This is a genomic window from Geobacter sp. DSM 9736 (assembly GCF_900187405.1).
GTDB lineage: Bacteria > Desulfobacterota > Desulfuromonadia > Geobacterales > Geobacteraceae > DSM-9736.
On the sequence record NZ_LT896716.1, the window covers coordinates 3,761,068 to 3,781,090 of the forward strand.

General features: G+C 59.6%; 17 protein-coding genes. 3 read left to right on the forward strand and 14 right to left on the reverse strand.

Annotated features, from left to right (window positions below; all coding sequences use genetic code 11):
• Positions 1-60 precede the first annotated feature (60 nt).
• Together CFB04_RS16890 and CFB04_RS16895 are read right to left on the reverse strand one after the other, a co-directional pair.
• Positions 61-1,767, reverse strand: coding sequence for a B12-binding domain-containing radical SAM protein (locus tag CFB04_RS16890; RefSeq protein ID WP_088536484.1), 1,707 nt, complete (start codon positions 1,765-1,767; stop codon positions 61-63).
• A 48-nt stretch (positions 1,768-1,815) separates the two neighbouring features.
• The gene (locus CFB04_RS16895) at positions 1,816-2,676 is read right to left on the reverse strand and encodes a zinc-dependent peptidase (protein ID WP_231934256.1); all 861 of its coding nucleotides are present in this window, start codon (positions 2,674-2,676) and stop codon (positions 1,816-1,818) included.
• On the opposite strand from CFB04_RS16895, the gene CFB04_RS16900 reads away from it, so the two are divergent.
• Positions 2,675-4,006: a radical SAM protein gene (locus CFB04_RS16900; protein ID WP_088536485.1), complete on the forward strand. Its 1,332-nt coding sequence runs from the start codon at positions 2,675-2,677 to the stop codon at positions 4,004-4,006. The two genes, CFB04_RS16895 and CFB04_RS16900, sit on opposite strands and share 2 nt — an antisense overlap.
• 99 nt (positions 4,007-4,105) lie before the next feature.
• On the opposite strand, the gene CFB04_RS16905 is transcribed toward CFB04_RS16900, so the two are convergent.
• Positions 4,106-4,402, reverse strand: a complete 297-nt coding sequence (locus CFB04_RS16905) for a DUF1540 domain-containing protein (RefSeq protein WP_088536486.1) — start codon at positions 4,400-4,402, stop codon at positions 4,106-4,108.
• Between the two features lie 179 nt (positions 4,403-4,581).
• Positions 4,582-5,358: a DNA-binding protein gene (locus tag CFB04_RS16910; RefSeq protein ID WP_088536487.1), complete on the reverse strand. Its 777-nt coding sequence runs from the start codon at positions 5,356-5,358 to the stop codon at positions 4,582-4,584.
• 136 nt (positions 5,359-5,494) lie between these two features.
• Between CFB04_RS16910 and CFB04_RS16915 the strand changes: the two genes are divergently transcribed.
• Both CFB04_RS16915 and CFB04_RS16920 read left to right on the forward strand, forming a co-directional pair.
• Positions 5,495-6,514: an MBL fold metallo-hydrolase gene (locus CFB04_RS16915; protein ID WP_088536488.1), complete on the forward strand. Its 1,020-nt coding sequence runs from the start codon at positions 5,495-5,497 to the stop codon at positions 6,512-6,514.
• A 196-nt stretch (positions 6,515-6,710) separates the two neighbouring features.
• Positions 6,711-7,883: an Ig-like domain-containing protein gene (locus CFB04_RS16920; RefSeq protein WP_088536489.1), complete on the forward strand. Its 1,173-nt coding sequence runs from the start codon at positions 6,711-6,713 to the stop codon at positions 7,881-7,883.
• Positions 7,884-8,075: 192 nt separating this feature from the next.
• Here the strand turns inward: CFB04_RS16920 and CFB04_RS16925 are convergent, their stop codons facing one another.
• The 10 genes from CFB04_RS16925 to CFB04_RS16970 all read right to left on the reverse strand — a co-directional run bounded on the left by CFB04_RS16925 (position 8,076) and on the right by CFB04_RS16970 (position 19,845).
• Positions 8,076-9,257, reverse strand: coding sequence for a DUF1972 domain-containing protein (locus tag CFB04_RS16925; protein ID WP_088536490.1), 1,182 nt, complete (start codon positions 9,255-9,257; stop codon positions 8,076-8,078).
• Between the two features lie 53 nt (positions 9,258-9,310).
• Entirely contained in the window at positions 9,311-10,723 is a 1,413-nt protein-coding gene (locus CFB04_RS16930; RefSeq protein WP_088536491.1) for a sugar transferase, read from the reverse strand.
• A 69-nt stretch (positions 10,724-10,792) separates the two neighbouring features.
• Entirely contained in the window at positions 10,793-11,905 is a 1,113-nt protein-coding gene (locus tag CFB04_RS16935) for a glycosyltransferase family 4 protein (RefSeq protein WP_088536492.1), read from the reverse strand.
• Between the two features lie 22 nt (positions 11,906-11,927).
• Positions 11,928-13,103 (reverse strand): glycosyltransferase family 4 protein, encoded by a 1,176-nt coding sequence (locus CFB04_RS16940; protein ID WP_088536493.1) that lies wholly within the window; start codon positions 13,101-13,103, stop codon positions 11,928-11,930.
• Positions 13,104-13,118: 15 nt separating this feature from the next.
• Positions 13,119-13,871: a methyltransferase domain-containing protein gene (locus CFB04_RS16945; protein WP_088536494.1), complete on the reverse strand. Its 753-nt coding sequence runs from the start codon at positions 13,869-13,871 to the stop codon at positions 13,119-13,121.
• Complete coding sequence (locus CFB04_RS16950; protein WP_088536495.1) at positions 13,868-15,001, reverse strand: glycosyltransferase family 2 protein; 1,134 nt, start codon at positions 14,999-15,001, stop codon at positions 13,868-13,870. Before CFB04_RS16950 ends, CFB04_RS16945 begins: the two co-directional genes overlap by 4 nt.
• A gap of 122 nt (positions 15,002-15,123) precedes the next feature.
• On the reverse strand, positions 15,124-16,434 hold the full coding sequence (locus CFB04_RS16955; protein WP_088536496.1) for an O-antigen ligase: 1,311 nt from the start codon (positions 16,432-16,434) through the stop codon (positions 15,124-15,126).
• On the reverse strand, positions 16,431-17,093 hold the full coding sequence (locus tag CFB04_RS16960; RefSeq protein ID WP_088536497.1) for a bifunctional 2-polyprenyl-6-hydroxyphenol methylase/3-demethylubiquinol 3-O-methyltransferase UbiG: 663 nt from the start codon (positions 17,091-17,093) through the stop codon (positions 16,431-16,433). Before CFB04_RS16960 ends, CFB04_RS16955 begins: the two co-directional genes overlap by 4 nt.
• Positions 17,086-18,636 carry a flippase gene (locus CFB04_RS16965; protein ID WP_088536498.1) on the reverse strand — a complete coding sequence of 517 codons (1,551 nt, stop codon included), beginning with the start codon at positions 18,634-18,636 and terminating at the stop codon, positions 17,086-17,088. Before CFB04_RS16965 ends, CFB04_RS16960 begins: the two co-directional genes overlap by 8 nt.
• Before the next feature lie 21 nt (positions 18,637-18,657).
• Entirely contained in the window at positions 18,658-19,845 is a 1,188-nt protein-coding gene (locus tag CFB04_RS16970) for a GumC family protein (RefSeq protein ID WP_157698823.1), read from the reverse strand.
• Between the last annotated feature and the right edge of the window lie 178 nt (positions 19,846-20,023).

The following is a 20,023-nucleotide window of genomic DNA, read 5'->3' on the forward strand; positions in this document are numbered from 1 at the left end:
ATCAACGGGTGAGAAGCCGCATAGCATGCGGCTTTGCGGCGAGCAGTTGCTCGGGCGGACTCATAACTGCAAGAGGCGTACCTCCATTTTTTTCCCGGGGGCGGAGACGTAAAGGAACAGCAGGGTTACCGGGGTTTCCAAAGGCGGCAGTTCCCGGTAATCCCTTGTGAACCGGGCCGCGAGGGTGCGCACCCTGCTCTCAGAGGTGATGGAGAGTTCTTCCGTCATCCCGTTTATCTGCGTTCTGGAGGGCTTCTCTGCCAGCATGTCCCGGGGGAAGAAGGATGGGAAGCGGACAGGGTACTCGGCCATGCAGTAATCGAATGACAGCGCTTCACCCAGTTCGTTGCGCCGGGGTATCGGATAGCGCCCGAAGAACCGCCACAGCAGGTCGAAGAGTGTGTGCAGCGGAAGGCTTCCCGCTATATCTTCCTCCTCCCAGAAACTCGCAAGATCCGCGAAGAATTTGACGAGGGGTGTCAAGGAAGCAAGCGTAGCGAGTGTGGCGGCGAACCTACCACTGTTGTAATATAGGTCGAGGAGACGCGAGACAGTTTCGATGCGGGTAACGTCCGAGAAGGAGAGCCACGGCGTTTCCAGTATCTTGTATGGCGGGTAATCCGAGAAGCGGTACTCCTCGTCGGCCGCGATGCGCCGCATGGGGGAACCTTTCAGCACCTTGAGGGGTTCCACCTGGATGTGGTGGGGCGAGAGTTCCAGAAGGCTTCCAAGGGAGCCGAGGAAACCCTCAAGGTCCTCGTGCGGAAGCCCCGCTACCAGGTCGAGGTGCAGCGTGACCTGCGTTTCGCGGCGCAGGCGGTGAACGTTCGAGAAGAGGCGTTTCAGATCCGATTTCCGCCCCACCCGGGTCAGCGTTGCTTCGTTCTCCGACTGAACTCCGATCTCGAACCTGAACATTCCCGCTGGGACCCGCCGCAGCAGCCGCAGGTTGTCGTCCGTCAGGAGGTCCGCGGCGATCTCGAAGTGGAAGGAGCTGCAGCGGTTGTGTTGCAGGATGTAACTCCAGATGTGGCTGGCGCGCCGGGGGTCGTAGTTGAAGGTGCGGTCCACCAGTTTGACGGTGCCCACCTGCCGCTGCATGAGGATCGACAGGTCCCGCTCTATCCGCTGCCGGGAGAAGGAGCGTACCCCCTGTTCCACCGAGGAAAGGCAGAAAGCGCAGGAAAAAGGACAGCCCCGTGAAGTCTCGTAGTAGACGAGCGGTTTCTTTATGTCGACCAGTTCCATGGCGAAGGGGGAGGGAATGGTGTCCAGGTCTGCCAGGGGGGGGCGTTCCGGGAGGGCCACCAGATCTTCCCCGCTGCGGAAGGTGAGCCCTTCCGTCACCCTTTCCAGTGCCTGGCTCGGCGTCCCCGCTAACGATAGCGCCTTTACAAGGTCTAGGAGAGTGCCTTCTCCCTCTCCCCTGATGATGCAGTCGATGAAAGAATTCCGTTCGAGGAGTTCGAAAGCGCCGTAGCTAACCTCGGGGCCTCCCAGGATGATGAACGTCCGGGGACGGATTTTTTTCAGATCCCCTGCGAGCCGCAAAACCGCTTCCACGTTCCAGATGTAGGTGGAAAACGCGACAACATCGGCTTCCGCCGCCGCCAGGGACCTCAACGTCCGCTCGTGCGCCTCCTTGAGCGAATACTCCCTGATCTCTATCTCCATTCCGGCAACATCCCGGCAGGCCGCGGCAAGACAGGGGAGCGCGAGGGAAGCATGCACGAACTTGGCATGGAGGGTGGTCAGGAGGAGTTTCATGATAGGGGATTGTAGCGGATGGATGATGCTTCTTCCAGTGAAACTTCCTTAACTGCCGGGGGGGGATGTGCAACTATCGCCCCATTGGGCCGGATCCTGCCGGTAGTACTCCGATAGGGCCCGATAGAGCTCCGTGTGTCCCGCCCGCAACGACAACGGCTCCTGGAAGAAGCATTCCGTAGCGACGGCGAAGAACTCGGCGGGATTTTCCGCCCCATATTCATCGAGAGCGGTGGGCCTGCCGAGGCGGACCGATCGTTTCAGCTGAAGATAATTACGCCGGAGGATTTCGGCGAATCCTCCCGTTCCCGCCGTGATGCCGTCTTCAGCATCCAGTTCGTGGGCGAATTCATGCAGGACGACGTTGTATGCGCTGTGCACGTCGAGTCCCTCGGCGACCACGTCCTCCCATGACAGGACAAGAGCGCCTTCGGGTGAAAACTCGCCGGAGCGCCTGTCGATCCCTTCGGTGACCACCCCGCACTCGTCCACCTCCGTGAGCGGCGCAAGGTACTCTTCCTCGTATACGATGATCGACGACACCCTCGGGTAGTATGTGGGCTCGCGGTGCAGCAGGAGCACGCACGCCTGGGCCGCGATGATCAGCCTCATCCGTTCAGTTACGGCGAATCCGCCGCCACCTTCGAAAGCTTTTTCGGCGAGGAGAACCTGCACATGCCCGTGCAGTTCGTCGCGGTCCTCTCCGTGCAATCTCCGGTAGAGTGGAACTTCCTGTTCCAGGACCTGGAGCCATCCCTGCGGGAGGGGCTCGTTTCTGAGGCGCCGCCGTCGCCGTCGTGTGAAAAATAGCATGGGCGGATTATACTGAAACAGGCTGCAATAGCAATGGAGAGATGCCGGGAGGCAACCGTTGGCAGGGAGCCCTTTCTGTGGTAGATTGCTCGCCATGAAGCGTCTTTCTCCAAAGCTCCTCTACGCCGACGAGCGCGGCAATATCTTCGATCATCCCTATCTCTGCATGGCCGGCATGAACGGGGACGACCCGGTCCTGCCGGAGGGGGTCGAGCTGATACCCCTCCCTGAGGACAGCCGGCTCTTCACCATACCCGATACGCCCCCCATCGCCTGGGACCGGAAAGCAGGAAAGTTCGTAACCGTAGAGCAGGTGCGGGAGGGGAGGCGGAGCGTGCGGGTCCAGGCCGTTTCCGCGTTTATGGCTCCAGGTTATGTGCGGACCTTGCTCCCTGCGTGCGACTATCGGCGAAAGAAGGTCCACCTGCCTCTCTGGTCCTATACTGCCGTAGGCTGGGATGAAGAGCAGGAGAGGTTTGTCGTGGCAGCCTCCAGGGTTGACACCAATGAAAACTGGCTCCCCCGAAACTACGATGACCGGCTCCTGGACCCGCTCGTAAGGAAGCTGTCGGCAGAGTTTCCCGACAACCGGCTGCTGGTGCAGCTTGCCCGCTGCGCCGTAGATTACCACTGCTTCGCCGCCAAGAATCTTTTCTTCCGCCGTTGGGAGGCTCCTATTCCGACCTCTCCGGCTTGCAACTCGCGCTGTCTCGGCTGTATCAGCCTCCAGCCTTCCGACTGCTGTCCGTCGAACCACGAGCGGATCGGGTTCGTTCCGACTCCGGAGGAGATCGTCGAGCTGATGCTTCCTCACCTGGAGCAGGCCCCGGACCCGATCGTATCCTACGGCCAGGGGTGCGAAGGCGACCCCATCCTGCAGGCGGACACCATCGCCGAGGCGACGAGGCTGCTCAAGAAGGCATCCTCACGGGGAACGGTCAACTTCAACTCCAACGGGTCGATGCCGGAGAGGGTGCGCATGCTCTGCGATGCCGGGATGGACTCCATGCGCTTTTCCATGAACTCCGTGCAGGAGGATCTCTATAACCGCTACTACAGGCCCGTCGGCTACGTCTTCGCCGACGTGGAGCAGTCGGTGCGTATAGCACGGGAGCGGGGGCTCTTCACGATGATCAACTACCTTGTTTCTCCCGGAGTGACCGACAGTGAGGCAGAGGTGGAGGCGCTGCTCCGTTTCATAGATCGCACCGGGGTGCATATGATCCAGATGCGGAACCTTTCCATAGATCCCGATTTCTACAATCGAAGGATGCAGGTGACAGGGCGGGGCGTGGGCATGTACCGGATGCTTCAGCGGATAAAGAGGGAATATCCACGTATCCAGTTCGGCTACTTCAATCGCACCCGGGAAAATTTCTTTCCTCCCGATCTGGAGCGGAGCTGGCCGATTGCGGATGTCATGTGAGAGTCCAGCTAGGGGGATTCCTGGTGGCTCGTGCCGCCGGCGGAATCCCCGGCTGGGTGAACAGCGGGAAGTCCGTATGTGGGGTAAAAGGGACCTGAGTTACCTGGGCCTGAAGGTTGCACAGTCGGGGTGACCGCTGTGCCGGGTGACGTTGATGCTCTGGGCGGAGCATTCAAGTGAGTCATTGTAGGAGCAGCTTTGTACCCGGCAAGCTCCGACGCCCCCCTGAATATCGGGAATTCCTCCCTGCTGCGCCATATTGGCAAAGGTGTCGCACATGGGGCACGCATCGCCGGGGCCTCCTACCGTTATGGCCAATGTATGACAGGAATTGTGTTTGTTGTACGAACAGTCGGTTACTTCGCATGATGTAATGGTGGACATGTTTTTGACCATGCAGTTCTCCTTGTCGTCCTTCCCGCTTCAGGAAAAATTGTGGCAGCTCTGCCTGCAAAGTCAAGGAGTGGTGATCGAGGACCCGGAACAGGCATGATAGGCGGAGCGTGAACAAAAAAAAACGGCCCCTCCGGAAGGAGAGGCCGTTTCTCTTGAGAATCAGGGGACGACCCTGTGGGTTACTCCACCACGATTTCGGCTTTTTCCATGATTACACCATATTTATACCCGCCGCCGAAATCCTTGTCTTTGTAGAGAATCCCTGTCGCCGTCACTACCTCGCCGACAACCGGAACCGATTGCGATGTAACGACAAGGTTGTTGTTCCCCTTCTTGGAGGTGCCGCTGCCGTCCTGCAGGTGTATCCAGTTCTTGCTCATGATGTTGGATGAGACCTTAATCACTTTGCCCCGGACGCTGATCTTCTTCTTGTCCAGTTTTCCTTTCAGCTTGTACACGTCCGCAATGCGGTAACCGTCGGCCCCGGCTGCCTTTTCAACGACTATTTTCTCGTCGGCCTTGGCCGAAGCGCCTTTGCTCCCCGGTGACTTCCTGTTCTCCTTGCTTTCCTTGCCGCTGCCCTTGGCAGGGGTGACGGGCCCCTCCGAGAAGATGATCTTGTCGAAGGTACGTTTGAGACTCTTGCTTTCGAATCCGGCCATTTCCATCCCGGGACGGAACGTCATCTCCTGGCCTACCATGATCTGGGTCTGCGGAACCGCCAGCCAGACTTTCTGGCCATCCTCCTTTTTCAGGAGGACATAAGTGTAGCCTCCGCTTTCGAGGGTCTGCAAAACTTTCCCCTTGATGGGTGAAGCTTCCTTGGCGCCGGGCGCCGGTGCGGCTTTTGCCGAGGTGAATGCTTGCATTGCCATGCCGGGGTTTGCCGAAGCGTCGAGGCCGGTTCCGGCAATTACCCCACAAACTGCGGCGGCGGTTAAAAGGTGTCGGTGCATCGTGTTTCTCCTTTCGCGTAAAGCTATGGTTGCGGCTTCTGCGCACCTTCGTTTATAGAGAAGTGGCCGGAAGTTGTCAAGCCGGCGTCCGCCCCGTAACCGGCGGCCGTGGTACAATACAAGCAGGAGGCGTCACATGACCCCGCAGTTTCACCCGTTCCTCGTCAACGACCCCCTGGGGGACCCTGCTCTTTATGTCGATTTTCTTCACGAGCGCCGCGCAGTTCTTTTCGACCTGGGGGAGATCGCCTCGCTTGCACCGCGGAAAATCCTCAGGATCAGCCACGTCTTCATATCCCATACACACATCGATCACTTCATCGGGTTCGATCACCTGGTGCGCATATGTCTCGGAAGGGACAAGACCATTTCTTTCTACGGTCCACCCGGATTTGTGGATCAGGTGGGGCACCGCCTTGCCGCCTACACCTGGAACCTGGTGGAGAACTACCCTACGGATTTCACTGTCATCGCCCACGAGCTGGGGCCTGACGGAACGGTTTCATCGGCTGAGTTCCACTGCGTTCGCCGGTTCGTGCGGGAAGGGGAGCGGCGGGTTTCCATAACCGGGGGCGTGTTGCTCGATGACCGTCGCTTCCGGGTCAGATCGGTCTTTCTCGACCACAAGACCCCCTCCCTAGCGTTCGCTCTCGAAGAGAAACAGCACGTCGGTATAATGAAGAACAAGCTCGATGAGCTCGGCCTGCCGGTCGGCCCCTGGCTTGCCGATTTCAAGGATGCTGTGTTGCGGGGTGACCCGTCGGATCGCCCGTTCCTGCTGCCCGCCCCCGGAGTCAACGCTCTCCCCTCCCAGATTCCGCTCGGGGTCCTAAGAGAGCAGATCGCCCGTGTTGTACCCGGGCAGAAGATCGCGTATGTCACCGACGCCGTTTTCAGCCCTTCCAATGTGGAGCGGATACTCTCTCTCGCGACGGGGGCCGATTATCTCTTCATAGAATCAACCTTCCTGCACGAAGAAGCGGAGCGTGCCGCTGAAAAGTGCCACCTTACCGCACGGCAGGCCGGAACCCTCGCCCGCGAGGCCGCTGTTGCCCGCGTCGTCCCCTTTCATTTTTCCGCAAAGTACAAGGGAGTGGAGGATCAGCTGCGGCAGGAACTTTTGGTTGCATTTTCAGCCTCCCTCGACGCGCCGTAGCATCGCCCGCTCATCATACTTCTTCCTCCAAGTTACGACTCCCTTCCTCCTTGCATTGACCGTTGTACCCCCGACCATTAAATTTTTATGAAAAATAACTAATAATGCCTTGACTATGCATCCAGTCGGGCTATATTTATTAGAAATTAATTAATGTCTGGTGTTGCGCCTGTCAAATTATCTGAAGGAGGGGGAAATGAAGAAAGTAGTTTTAGCTATGGCGATGTTGCTGGCGAGCACGATGTTCCTTGGAGGATGCGGCAGCAGCGGCGGTGGAGGAGGAGCCGCGGCACCCTCGGACAAGGCCACGATCTCAACTCAGGAGGACGGAGCTACCAAAGCCGTTGTCGTGCTTGCTTCGGCCAATGCGACCGCGGCCATCCCTGAGGGGACGGTGCTGGCGGATGAGGCAGGACAACCGGTCAGCGGGACGATCTTCGCCTCAATGCAGTACTCCAGCCAGCTTTCGGACCTGGAAGAGAAAGCGAGGGTAATGCCCGGTGGCCAGGGCCTCGTATCTTTCCTCGACATCACCATGAGTACCGGGACGAGAAACGTGAAGTACCTGAGCAAGCAGATGACGGTCAACCTGAAGGCTCCCGGCACCCAACCCGGCGCCGTTTTGAGCCATTACAGCTTCGATGGCCAGTCGTGGATTCCGGAGGAGGAAACGACCGTCAAATCCGACGGCACCGCCGACATCAAGGTAAGCCACTTCTCCTACCACGCACTTTGCGCACCAGCTCTTCCATCGGTGGTTTTCAGAAACCCGGCAGACGGCGCCCCCGACATTCCGGGGAACACGAAGATTCTTGCGGTCTTCAGCGAGCCGATGGACGCTTCGACCATAACCGCCGCCACCTTCACGGTCAATACTGAGTCTGGTACCCCGATAAACGGAATCGTCTCCTACGACGGCGATACCAACTCGGCGCTCTTCAAGCCCGTTTCCACTTTGCCCCCGAACACTAAATTCATCGCGAAGATCAGCTCGGATGTCAAAGACAAGTCCGGAAACGGCTTGGCTGCTGACGTAACGTGGAGCTTCGTGAAGAAATGGTTCCTTGATCAGGCCAGGCCGCTGGTGATCAGAACCGAAGTCTCGAATACAAAGCTCATCATCTACTTCAACGAACAGATGGATCCTTCAACGGTAAAGCAGCAGCTCGTATCCGGTGTTGCAGGGACCATGTCTTACGACCCGGTCGCCAATATCGCAACTTTCACCTTCGCAACTCCTCTCGGTGCGGGTAGTTCATACACGATAACCATTGGTGACAGTGCCAAGGACCTGGCCGGAAACTCGCTGGTTCCCGAAACCATCACCAAGGTCATTCCCACAGGGTCAACGGGTACGTCGGGTTTCTGAGTACCCGCGCAGAGCCGCAGGCAACCGGAAAAGGTCCCCCCACTCAGGGCGGGACCTTTTTTTGTGCGGGGATAATCACGAAAACCTGTCAGCAGCGGGAGCCGAGCCAGGCGCCTTCGCCGGGAGTGTGGAGGATGGGGCGGCGATACTGAAAAGGGGGAGTATTACGGAAGGGGAGGTCACTGAGTGAAGTTACGGCAGACGTGTACTGCATGCGGCTCGCGTTGAACAGATTCCCGCTGATACTCCGATCCTTCCAGACGCCAGTTGGTAAAAAAGTTCTTCGTACCCGTCGGCGACTTTCTCCCATGTATACTCGGAAGCGATCCGCCTGACAGCCTTAGACCTGAAGCGCGGCAGCTCATCGTGATGGTCCAGGCTCCATTGCATGTGTGCGGCGAGATCTTCCGCATCCTTCCTGAAATATATCCCGCCATCCTGCAGCACATCCCGGCTGAAGGGTACATCTATGGCGATGGTGAAGCAGCCGCTGGCCATGGTCTGGAGGAGGGCAGGGTTCGTTCCTCCCACCTCGTTTCCGTGCACATATGCATGGCAGTTGCACCACAATGCATTCAGCAGGGCCTTGTCGTAGATGAACCCGGGGAGAACAACTCCGGGGCATGCCGCCGCTTCGGCAGCCAGTGCCCGGGAGTAGTCGCTCTGGTAGGGGACGCCACCCACCAGTACAAGTTTCTTGTCGGTGGAGAGCTTCTTGTAGGCCTGAATGGTAAGCAGCGGATTGTTCTCGGGTTCGAATCTGGTTATCTGCAGGAAGTAGCCGGATGGCTGCAAACCGATCCTGTCGAGCAGCTCCGGGTCACCGGCCGTCACGATTTCAGCACCATAGGCGATGTTGCTGCTCTCCGCGCCGTACGATTCCCGGTAGTAGTCCTGAATCCCCCTGGAGTCCGCCACGATGCGATCCGCCAGCTTGGTGGACAGCCATTCCGCGAACTTGTAGTAACGGCGTCCGAGGAGCCCCCACTTCCCTCTCTTCCATTCCAGTCCGTCGGTGTTGATGGCTATCTTTTTTCCGAAGAGGCGCGGAAGGAGGAGGGCCGGGCTGTTTGCAGCATTGAAGACCATGAGGACGTCGTATGGATGCCGCAGCGCGTGAAGGGTGGAGAGGAACGTATGCGAGAGCGTGTCCAGCGACTTCTTCCGCAGATTCGGGAGGTAAACCAGCTTCATCCCCAGATGGTCTGCCTGACGGGTTTCGTAATAGCTTTTCCGGCAGTAGACAATGACTTCGTGCCCCCGTTCCACAAGCCTGCGCCCCAGCTCTTCCGCACAGGTCTCGAAGCCTCCGTAGCTGGCGGGGACTCCTCGTGTACCGATAAGGGCGATCTTCAATCTGGGATGTGACGGCATGCAGTATATACCTCATGTACGGTGTTGGTCTGCGCTGCCGGATGCCGTTGTTTTCAGCAGGAGCCTTCCCGTGCGAAGACCACCTTGAATGTCCTGGCCAGCAGGCGAATGTCGAGGGAGAGGCTCCATCGTTCGATATAGTCCAGGTCGAGCCTGACCACCTCGTCGAAGTCCCGGATCTCGTTGCGTCCGCTTACCTGCCACAGACCCGTGATGCCGGGTTTGATGCAGATGCGCTTCCGTTGCCAGTTCTCGTACTTCTCCACTTCGTCCGGGGTCGGGGGGCGCGTCCCGACGAGACTCATCTCCCCCCGCAGCACGTTCCAGAACTGGGGCAGCTCGTCCAGGCTCGTCTTTCGGAGAAAGTGTCCGACACGGGTGATGCGGGGATCATTCCTTATCTTGAAGATCGCTCCCTTCATCTCATTCAGCTGCATCAGTTCCTTCTTGCGGGCTTCGGCATCGATATACATCGAGCGGAACTTCCAGCAGGAGAAGGTGCGCCCGTTCTCCCCCACTCGTGTCTGGGAAAAGAGGAGCGGCCCCGGGGAGTCGAGCTTTATCGCCAGGGCTATGAAGGGGAGCAGCAGAGCGGTTATGGAAAGCCCGACGCATGCACCGATGATATCGAGGCAGCGCTTGAGGAAGAGCTGGCCGGCGTCGAAGGTGGTGGGATAGAAGGTGAGCAGAGGAACTTCGCTATGGAACAGGCTGAGGTCCTTGCGGGTATTGAACCTGTAGTAGAGGTTGAGAACCATCCTGACGGTGACTCCCATCTCCTCCAGGTCCTCCACGTACTCCTCCACATTGAACTTGAACTCCTCCTTGCTGCTGCAGAAAATGACCTCGTCGACAGGGTGCTTCTTGCAGATGTCGATGAGGCTGCTCAACGTGCCCAGCAAGGGGTAGCCGTGCTTTTTATCCGGGTAGGGGCCGTCCTGGGGCTGCACGAGGCCCAGTATGCAGATGCCCCAATCGTGGTGGGCCTCCATGAGCTTGATGAAATGCTGTGCCCCCTGCTGGGTCCCCACCAGGACGATGTTGCGGAAGTTGTATCCGCGGCGGCGTATGAATTTCAGGCTGATGCGGGTGGCGAGTTGCACCCCTCCGAGGATCAGGTAGGAGAAGAGTATCGTGAGGCCGAAGAGACTCCTGCTGAAGTCGCGCGGTTGCAGCAGGAAAATAAGAGAGGAGGTGATCACCGCACCTGCGGCATGCACCTTCCCCAGATCCAGGAGAAGCCGTGGCATGGTCGACATGCGCTGAGAGCTGAAAAAGCCGAAGTAGTGAAGCAGTACGAGCCAGACGGGCAGAATGACCAGCAGCACCCAGAGGTAATCGTACACGTCGAGCACCCCACTCTGCAGCGAGCGCAGCCGGTATGCGAGGAAGAACGCGCACACGAGGGAGCAGAGGTTGACGACCACATGGAGACTATTTATCAGCTTCTCTTGCTCTTTCAGCATCTTTTCTTCCCTCCAGCCATTACACACCAGATCAAAAGACGTGCGCTGATTTCGCCGCGGGAGTCTCTGCTAGCCTGCCAGCGCCATTTCGTAGCCTTCCAGAGTTCGTTCGACGGCTTTATCCCACACCAGATTGCGGGAAATGTGGTTCATCAGTCCGCTGCAGGCCGGAGCCTCATAGGCGGCCTTTATTGCGGCGCTAATGGAATCAACCGAATCGGGTTCGCAGTAGAATGCGCGGTCGCCGAAATATTCCCGCGTGTCCCCCTTGTCGGTAATGACGAGATTGCAGCCCATTGCGCCCGCTTCCAGCGAGGAAAGTCCGGTCGTCTCCATCCAGCTAGGCAGGACATGCACCCGTGCCGCCCGGTAGAACCGGGGCAGGCGGCTGTGCTCCACCTCCCCCAGGATATGGACGTTCGCTCCCGCCTCTTTCCTGACCTGCTCCACGTAATACGCATGGTTGGGGGCCGGCTTGCCGATAAGGACCAGCTGCCACGGCAGCTGCTTCATCGCCCGCACCAGGTTCAGCTGGTTCTTCAACTCCTCTATTCTCGCCACGCATAGAACGCATCCCCGGTACTTCACCATGTCGGCGGGAACCAGCGTTGCCGGCCCTGGAGCGAATAGTTCCCTGTCCACTGCGTTCGGCACGATGATATGCTTCTTGGCCGATGCTGCCGGAAAATCCTCGATCACTCGGGCTCTTTCCGAGGATGAGTTGGGGAGGAGGACGTCGGTCATGGCCAGTATCTGCCGCTGCAGCGACCGGTAGCCCCGCAGGAGAAGCGTAGCCGTCCCCTTGTTCATCTCGCCGTTCCTTACCGCGCGGGCGGCAACTTTCAGGTATTCCATCTGCCCCGGTGCAAGCACCTTCATCAGCAGACCTCCAAGTCCCCGTCGCGCCTTCTTTTCGTACTCGGCGTACGAGACGTAGATGGTGGAGAGCACCGCTTTCTTCCCCTGCCTTTTTGCGTTGAGCGCCTGGAGGTAGACCTCCTGGGGGCGGGTGAGATTGAACAGGTGTACGACGTCGTATCGGGAGACATCGGGCTCCAGCTCCGTGGAAATGTCCACCCCGACTCCCGAACGCTCAAGGTATTCCCGCGTCTTCAGGATCTGGATGGTATCCCCTCCGGGTACGGAGAAAAGCGTCTTGCGTGACTGGAACAGTACCTTCATGGCTGCACCCCGTTTAGTGGTTCTACCAGCAGGCCGCCTGCCGGATTTCGGCGGAAAGAATTTCCGCGAAGAGAACGCCGACATCCAGGGCCCAGGAATCCCAGTTCAGGCGTCTTTCGAAGAGGTCGCGGCTCGACCGGCGAAGGGCTTCGTACCGATCGCGGCTGCCGTACAGGTCCATGATCGCGTCTGCATACCTGTCTCCTCGGGCTGTGAAGGGGAGCATGACGCCATTTTTGTTATTGCAGACAAGGCTGGAAATGCCGCCGGTGTCGGTTGTGACCACCGGCACGCCGAAGCCGTTCGCTTCGCAGATGACTACGGGGGTACAGTCGTACCGGGTCGGCAGCAGGAGAAAGTCGGTTTCACGGAAGAGATCGACCAGCGCTTTCATCTGCTCCGGGTCATCTTTGCTCAGGAAGGGAATCACCCTCATCCTGTCGTGAGAGACTCCGGCCGGAGGGGTGCAGCCACAAACCGTGAGCTCGGCATCGACCCCCCGCTCGACTAGACGCGCCACCGTTTCCAGTGCGATCTCCCCCCCTTTCCTGTGCCAGTCCACCGCCAGGAAGAGCAGGCGTAACCTGTCGGATCTCCCGCGATTCTGGAGATCGTCTCGTGGCGGGATCGACTCCAGGTTGGCGCCGAATGGAACCACTCTGACCTTTTCCCGAGGGATTCCGTAATCTTCCACCGCTGACCGCGCCGCCCACTCGGAGGAGAAGAGCGCCATGCGGGAGCGGTGCAGCGCCGCCTGCTCGATCGCGTTCCCCTGCCGGGCCGACACGCCCAGGAGCCCGGAGAATTCCGGGTAATAATTGCGGAGCAGGGCGAAGGTCGCATCGGAGGCGTAGACGATGGGGATGCGGGTGTCGAGAAAGGCCAGTGCGGAGGATGCCGCCGGCGCGAAGATCAGGTCGAAGTCCTTCCCCTGGAGGCGGCTCTCGAAGAACCGGGCGCACCTTCTCGCATAGGCTTCGACGTGGGAATAGTCGTAGCGCTTCCCGATGACCCGGACGGCGCGGTTCAGAAGCTTTCCTCCCAACTGCCCGACCTTCGCGGGCCCCAGGGGGGTCACGCTCCCGCAATGTTCCCGGAGCGCGCGGTACATGGAATACGTCGTTCCCGACCATGTCTTCTTGCTCAGCGGGTCCTGGGGTGAGAGAAACGCTATCCTGAGTCGATCCATGCCGATCATGTTCTTCTCCGAACGCTATCCTGAAAATGTTGCAAGGAGGGACATTACGCCCCGCTTGACGCGGCGGGGCAATGCCGTGAGCGCGGGGTGGAAAGGCGCGGAGCTTTGCTCCTTGGCGAGGAGGTACTGCTTCGGGTGTACCAGGGAGAGCTGGTTGTTTCTCGTCAGTTCCAGCTTCCGGCGCAGGCCGGGGTACCGGTCGAGGAGGTCGCGCCGGACGAACATCAGGATGTTCTGGGCGTACCACCATTCCACCCTGTCGTTATGCCAGACCTCGCTTCTGATGCAGTCAATGACCGCATATCCCCTTTCTGCGAAGAAGGCTGTCCAGTATTCGGGCCACTGCTCGTTCACGTGATGCGTGCCCCCCTGCCCCGGAATGGCCGCGGAGAAGAGAACCACAGGTCCCAGCGCGGCGAGGGCATCCACGAACGCACCGGCCCGCTCGGAGGGGATATGCTCCGCGACTTCCAGCGACATGACCAGATCGAATTCCCTGCCGGCAGGAAGGGGCCTGCCGAGGTCGGCCGAAGTGAAACGCTCGGCCGGGATGAGCAGCATGTCCCGGTCTACCCACGGTCCGTCCACACCATGTATATCTTCTATGGAGTGATCCCGGAAAACCGACAGCCACGCTCCGGTCCCGCAGCCGACATCTATCACGCTTTTCGGTCCGACCAGGTCGATGACCAGCGGAACGATTTCCCGTGCCGACATCCGGGACCTTTCCCGCTGGTGAACGTAAAATCGACGGTTATAGCGATTCATGTAAACCTCACTGCCGCCGAGGCGGCGGTTGGTGGAATCCGGCGGGGTTTGCCGGTGGGAATGAACGATCCCAGGGCTGCTGCCGCCAGGCGGCGCGCCTGCTGCCAGTAAGCGGCTTCCGGGGAGCTTGCTGCGTTACCCCGCCTGGCAAAGACGCTGGATAAACCGATCCACCCGATTGCGAAACAGGAGCGCAGAAGGTATGCCGCCGCAACGGTGGCCAGACCCGCGGGGGAGAAGTGCTTCCGGTAATAGGTGAACTGGCTTTCCAGGTGGTAGGCCTTCATGGGGGTGGAGGTTTTGCCGACGCTGCCGCCGAAGGCATGCACCACTTCCGCCTGCGGCACATAGTAGCGGTCCCAGCCGCGAACCTTCATCCTCAGGCACCAGTCCGTCTCCTCCATGTAGAGGAAGTACCGCTCGTCGAGCATGCCTACCTCCGCCACCGCTTCCGTACGCACCATCAGGCAGGCTCCGGAAGGCCAGTCGACCTGCAGTGGCTCCCGTATCTTCCTGTCGGGTACGACGTTGGAGCGTTTCACCCCCTTCAGCCACTTTGACGGAAGTAGCCGGTACAGCGGAAAGAGGGCTGCCAGCGTGCGTGGAACAGCGGGGAAGTGCCCGTAAGACTGCTGCGGGTCGCCGCCGGGGTAGAGCAGCCTGCCGCCGCATGCGCCGGCACGGGGCGTTCGTTCCATGAATTCGATCATCGCCGGGAGAGCGTCCGGTGAGCTGATGAAGGCATCATTGTTCAGGAGGAGGATGTACTTGGCGCCCCATGCGCGTGCGTACCTGATACCGATGTTGTTTCCCCCTGCGAAACCGAGGTTCGCCCCCGTCTCGATCACTGCAAGGCTTCCCGTGCCGGCGGCGTTCAATGCTCGTTCCCCCAGGGGTGAGCCCCCCTGCTCGGCAGTCTCCCTGTCGTATGAAACGAGAGTGACTGGTGCCGTCTTCCGCCCGGGTGCAGCCCATTCCCGTATCCGCGTCACCGAATCGTTCCGTGAGCCGTTGTCGACGACGATAGTCCGGCAGCAGGGGATGGGTACCCGCAAGATCGATTCGAGGCAGGTGAGAGTATCTTCCCACCCGTTCCAGTTCACTATGACGATAGCCACTCTGGGATTCATAGGTGTACCGCACTATTTATTAAATTTTGTAAATTAGAATACCACCGGCAGGAGGGTTTGCAAGGCGATAATGAAATTTTTTTCATTACGCAGGTGTGAGGGTGCAGTGGGATTGTGGAGTTTCAGTTCGCCCGGAGAACCGATCCCTTTTCGTGCAGCAGCGACTCCGCATGCCCCAGAAGCATCCCCAGGAGAAGGGTGCCGGGGAATATCCATCCCTTGTTGAAGAGCCCCGAGATGACGAGGGTCGCCTGCAGCATGAAGAGCGTGAGCGCAATGATGAGGTAGCCGCATGCCCGTGCCTGCCGCGGTTGAAGGCGCAGGATGGCCGCACCCCGCCGGATTGAGAGGAACATGTAGGCAAGGTAGGCGGCTACGCCTGCCAAACCGGCCTTGACCAGCAGGTAGAGGTAACCGTTGTGGAGGATCGGAATGGAATCGAATTCCTCCTCCATCAGGACCATGGTGAGCCCCAGGTCGATACCGGTCCCGAAACCTTTGCCGACCAGATGCGTCCACGCACCCCCCTCCGCATACGTCTGGAGCGCCCTGTAGCTTTCGAATCCGCGCCAGTTCCGGTGTATGTCCGAGTCATCCTCGTAGTCGGCTACCCGAAGCTCGGCCAGCGAGTTCGTGATTTTTTCGGAGAAGGTCGCTTCGCTGCCGGGCTCGGCCCTCTCATCGCTCAGGGGGGAGGCCATTAGGGCTATGAGTATCGCCCCTGCGACAGCCGCTGCTTTCATCATCTGCTTCAGATACGACAGCCCGACGAGCACAAGCAGGAACGTAAGGAGAGCGATCCAGAGGGTTCTGGAAAAGGCGAGGGTGACCGAGGCGAGGCAGAGCCCACCGCAGAGCCACGATGGAATCCTGTTCTGCACTAGGCCCAGGCCGTAGCGCCAATCGGCAAGCAGAACTCCGAGTCCGAGAGCCGGGAGCAGGTAGCCTACGCCTGCCTCAGTCCGTATTTCGATTACCGAACTGCTGAGGAGCATCGGGTCGACGGCGAACCGGCAAAGATGGATGAAGGCGACGACGACGCCAGCGGCAAGAAATATGCGGAGGATGCCGGTGAGGCCCTCCATCTTCCGCGCCGCGAGAAAGGCAACCCACAGGGTCATGGCGGCGTTCCCCACGTACCAGAGGTCCTTCGCCACGTCGCGGGCCGCATTCCCCGGAGCGTCCAGCAGGCCCGCCAGCAGGAGGAGCAGGAACGGCATCATTCCCGGAAAACGATGTAGTTCTCCCTCTCCGAAGGGGTCTGCGATCAGGAGGAGGAAGAGAAGGAGCATTACGGCGGAGATGATCTCCGCAGGCAGAAAGCAGGAGCCGATCAGGAGCGACAGCAGGAGTAGCTCCGGCATCCGGGTGGGGACGACCCTGCAGCACTGCACGGGCTCCAGCGCCGGTTGCGTTCCGGTGGCCGGTGTCATCGCCGCTCCGGTTTCCGGGCGACCATCAGATACTCCCCTTCCAGGAACTCGGAGAGCGCACCGAGAGTCAGCCTGTTCAGCAGCACCCGCTTCCCTTTCCCGAGAAGCTCCAGATTCGATATCGTCCGAAGCACATCCAGGCCGTTTTGCTCGAACAGGTCGAGCATGTCCCGCTTGCAGAAGAACCGGAGGTGGGTCCTGTCCATGATCCCCGCACTGTCGTATCGGAAGTTACCCTTCAGAACGATCTTCAGGACCGTCTTTATCTCCCGCACGTTGGGAATGCTCGCGATGAGGCAACCTCCGGGCTTCAGCCAGGCCGCGAGCCTGCGGACCATCCTCCACGGGTCTACCAGGTGTTCCAGCACATCACCGCAAAGGATCACGTCGAAGTAATCCTCCCGGAAGGGGAGATCCAGCCTCTCCACATCGCCGATGATGAACTGGTCCATGTCCGGGTGGCGCTGGCAGCTCTTCTCCAGGGGAACCAGCTCCACCCCCACTATCTCGTCCGCAAGCCCAAGCGCCTTTGCCTGAAGAAGGGTTACGCCTGTCCCTGCGCCGATTTCCAGGATCTTCTTCTTGTCTCCGGGAGGGATAACCCCCAGCATGTCCATCCGGCAGTGGGTAAAGTAATCCTCTTTTTTCATGTCATACATGGGAAACCACCTCGTTTGCCCGGCATTCGGTCTCAATGTTTCCAGGTTCGTTGCCCGGGTCCTTCCCGGAGCTGAGTCGCGGAATTAGGCGGATGCAAAGCAGGGCATGGATTGAACAACAACATGCCAGGAGCACGAATTTGGGCAGGAGGCCATTAAGCATGCCTGCTCCGGCCCAGGCCGAAAGGAGGAAGAGAGCGCACCATACTGCGAGATTGGCGATGGAAGCGGCATGGACTGCATGGCCTGGAAGGATGCGCCTGCAGATCTGCAGTAGAATGATTGTGTCGGCGGCTGCACGGATCAGCCACGCCAGGGCGGCTCCCGTAATGCCCAGGTATGTCACGCTGCCCCAGAGGAGGATGAGGTAGAAGGGAAGCTCCGCCAGATGCAGTTTAGCGGTGATGTCGGGTCGCCCCCATGCCTGTATCGCCGCATATGGAGCCTGGGCCACTCCGTTCAGCAGGATGCCGAGTGCGAGCAGCTGCACCGCGGCGGTGCTTTTCGCTGCGAATTCCCCCCCGAGCCAGAAATCAAGGGCCGGCTCGGCGAAGAGCAGCAGCATGATCGCCGGGGGAGTCATGATCGCTATCAGATACGCCACCGAGCGCTGGTAAAGGTGGGCGAACCTCCGGTGATCAACGGCGGCATAACCTGCCAGGCTCGGAAAGATGACTCCCAGAAGGCTCGCCGGCAGTATCAGCTGTTTCGTCACCACATCGTAGGGTGTGGAGTAGTAGGCAACGGCACTCATGGTAAGCAGGCCGCCCACGATGAAACGGTCCAGGTAGGTCATCAGGGGTCCCACGACAGAGGAGACGGTGAGCCAGCTTCCGTAGCCGGCCAGCTGAACGAAGGAGCGAGCCTGAGGCCTGGTGGGCCGTCCCATTGCCGGCAGTGCCCACCGGCATGCAAGGAACGTCGCCATCAGGTCAAGGGCTCGCATGAGTAGCAGGGCCGCTGCAATGTGCGCGAGGCTGTGGGAGAACTTGAGGACGACGACGGGAGCTACGATGGTTCCCACACCGACGGGTATCTTGATGGCGTTCATGATGCCGAAGCGCCGGTGCGCCTCCAGGATTCCACGGGCGCCGGTGGAGGCGAGGAGAAGAGGGATCGACAGGGCGAGTATGTTGAAAGCGGCAACGGTTTCCCCCCGCAGTGGGAGGGGGATATGAAGGAGGTGTTCCACGAGGGCCGGGTTGAGGAGGGCCAGGGCACCCCCCCCCAGCAGGCCGAAGGAGGTGAGGGTGGCCAGGGAGGTCCAGGCCGTTACCCGCAACTGCTCCGTTTCCCGCTGAGCAAGCTGCTCCGCGACCAGTTTAGTGGTTGCCCGGCCTATGCCCAGGTCGAACAGCCCGAAATACCCGATAACTATCCAGATGAGGGAGAGCACGCCGAAACGTTCGGTCCCCAGCTCCCTGATCAGGTGCGGCACCGCCACTACAGCGGCCATCAGGGGCAGAATGCTGCCGAGGAGATTCAGGAGCGTGTTCCGTGCCAGCATCGGGGAGCGATATTTTTCGGCAGATTTCGATTCCATGGTGGTCCGATTGAGTCAGTTTTAGTTCGTGATGGTCTCGCGCCGCCGAAATGTCGCATACCGCTTCAGCGTCTCCAGCCGTGCGCGGGCTGCAGGATCTTTCACCATGCGCTCACGCGATTCCATGAGAAAGCTGGCCAGGATGCCGGCGAATGCGCCGGCAAGTGCCGCGGCGGCAACGGTCTTTGCTCTTTTGGGTCGGGCTCTCTTTTCGGGCTCAAGTGCCTTGTCGATTACCTGTATGGGTGCGCCCGACCTGGACTCGTCCATCTTCGCCACCTCGTACTGCTTGGCGAGAAGCTCGAATAGGGTCTCGGAGTATTTCAGGTCCCGCATCTTCCTGATGTAGCCCGTTCCCGCAGCCGGCACGTTTCCCGAGGAGAGGAGCACCGCATGGTTTCCACCCGCCTTCCCCTCCAGCCTTCCCAGTTGTTCCTTCATCCCCCTGAGCTCTTCCTCGGTCTTCTGCAGGTCGGGGTTCTGGGGCATCGAGTATGTTTTGAGCACCTTCAGCTGGACCTGCTTCGAGGCGATTTCCGCCCGCAGCTTTGCGACGGCCTCGATGATCGCCTTCGCCTGTTCCTTCATCTCGATGGCGCCGGTCTGTTCCTGAAAGCCCTTCATGGCTTCTTCCGACCTGACCATCGCCTCCTTGGCATCCTTCAGTTTCTCCTCGAAGAAGAGCCGCCGCTGGGAAGCCTCGGTGAGTGCAAGCTCCTGGTTGAGATGTTTCAGCTCCTCCACGAAAGCGTTCGCCATGCGTGCAGCCCGTTTCGGGTCCCTGTCCTCCACGCCTATGGTGATTACGCCGCTCTTGCGTTCACCGGCCACCTGCAGCGAAGCCTGGAGCCGCTTGCGGGCGTCCTCCCGGTAAGCCACCTCGTAGACCTCAACCAACTGGAACCGGTCCACAATACGGTCCAGGACGGTGCGGCTCTGAAGCAGGCCCACGTACAGGTCGTTCATGCTCTTTTTACCGAGAAGCGCGCCGGAGAGGGCTCCGCCCCCGAGCTGGCTCAGAAGCTGTGCCGATGCAGCCGAATTGTCGGTGTCGGGTGGAAGTATTCGCGTTTTCGCCACGTAAACGGGGGGCAATAGAAAGACCACCAGCGCGGCAGCGGCGGTAATGGAAAGGGCAACCCCTGCAACGAGACGTTTCCATTTGAAGACGACAATCAGGTAGTCGAGCAGAGTAGGTTTTTCGGACAAGACAATCCTCCGTTTTTTTCTGCGGTTTCGCCCAGATCTATATTTCAGGCGGTCTTTGAAAAATCTCGCGTAGCATGGGTTGCTCACACAGCCAGACCGTAGCAACGCACAGAGGTGGCGGCGCCAGATTCGCGATGATTCCGTCGTCGGCGACGAAGAAGGCCCGCAGGCGTAGCAG

Excerpts from the sequence above, each read along its gene's own strand:
- CFB04_RS16890 (WP_088536484.1), bottom strand. The coding sequence starts at position 1,767 with ATGAAACTCCTCCTGACCACCCTCCATGCCAAGTTCGTGCATGCTTCC.
- CFB04_RS16900 (WP_088536485.1), top strand. The coding sequence starts at position 2,675 with ATGAAGCGTCTTTCTCCAAAGCTCCTCTACGCCGACGAGCGCGGCAAT.
- CFB04_RS16895 (WP_231934256.1), bottom strand. The coding sequence starts at position 2,676 with ATGGCGAGCAATCTACCACAGAAAGGGCTCCCTGCCAACGGTTGCCTC.
- CFB04_RS16905 (WP_088536486.1), bottom strand. The coding sequence starts at position 4,402 with ATGGTCAAAAACATGTCCACCATTACATCATGCGAAGTAACCGACTGT.
- CFB04_RS16910 (WP_088536487.1), bottom strand. The coding sequence starts at position 5,358 with ATGCACCGACACCTTTTAACCGCCGCCGCAGTTTGTGGGGTAATTGCC.
- CFB04_RS16915 (WP_088536488.1), top strand. The coding sequence starts at position 5,495 with ATGACCCCGCAGTTTCACCCGTTCCTCGTCAACGACCCCCTGGGGGAC.
- CFB04_RS16920 (WP_088536489.1), top strand. The coding sequence starts at position 6,711 with ATGAAGAAAGTAGTTTTAGCTATGGCGATGTTGCTGGCGAGCACGATG.
- CFB04_RS16925 (WP_088536490.1), bottom strand. The coding sequence starts at position 9,257 with ATGCCGTCACATCCCAGATTGAAGATCGCCCTTATCGGTACACGAGGA.
- CFB04_RS16930 (WP_088536491.1), bottom strand. The coding sequence starts at position 10,723 with ATGCTGAAAGAGCAAGAGAAGCTGATAAATAGTCTCCATGTGGTCGTC.
- CFB04_RS16935 (WP_088536492.1), bottom strand. The coding sequence starts at position 11,905 with ATGAAGGTACTGTTCCAGTCACGCAAGACGCTTTTCTCCGTACCCGGA.
- CFB04_RS16940 (WP_088536493.1), bottom strand. The coding sequence starts at position 13,103 with ATGATCGGCATGGATCGACTCAGGATAGCGTTTCTCTCACCCCAGGAC.
- CFB04_RS16945 (WP_088536494.1), bottom strand. The coding sequence starts at position 13,871 with ATGAATCGCTATAACCGTCGATTTTACGTTCACCAGCGGGAAAGGTCC.
- CFB04_RS16950 (WP_088536495.1), bottom strand. The coding sequence starts at position 15,001 with ATGAATCCCAGAGTGGCTATCGTCATAGTGAACTGGAACGGGTGGGAA.
- CFB04_RS16955 (WP_088536496.1), bottom strand. The coding sequence starts at position 16,434 with ATGACACCGGCCACCGGAACGCAACCGGCGCTGGAGCCCGTGCAGTGC.
- CFB04_RS16960 (WP_088536497.1), bottom strand. The coding sequence starts at position 17,093 with ATGTATGACATGAAAAAAGAGGATTACTTTACCCACTGCCGGATGGAC.
- CFB04_RS16965 (WP_088536498.1), bottom strand. The coding sequence starts at position 18,636 with ATGGAATCGAAATCTGCCGAAAAATATCGCTCCCCGATGCTGGCACGG.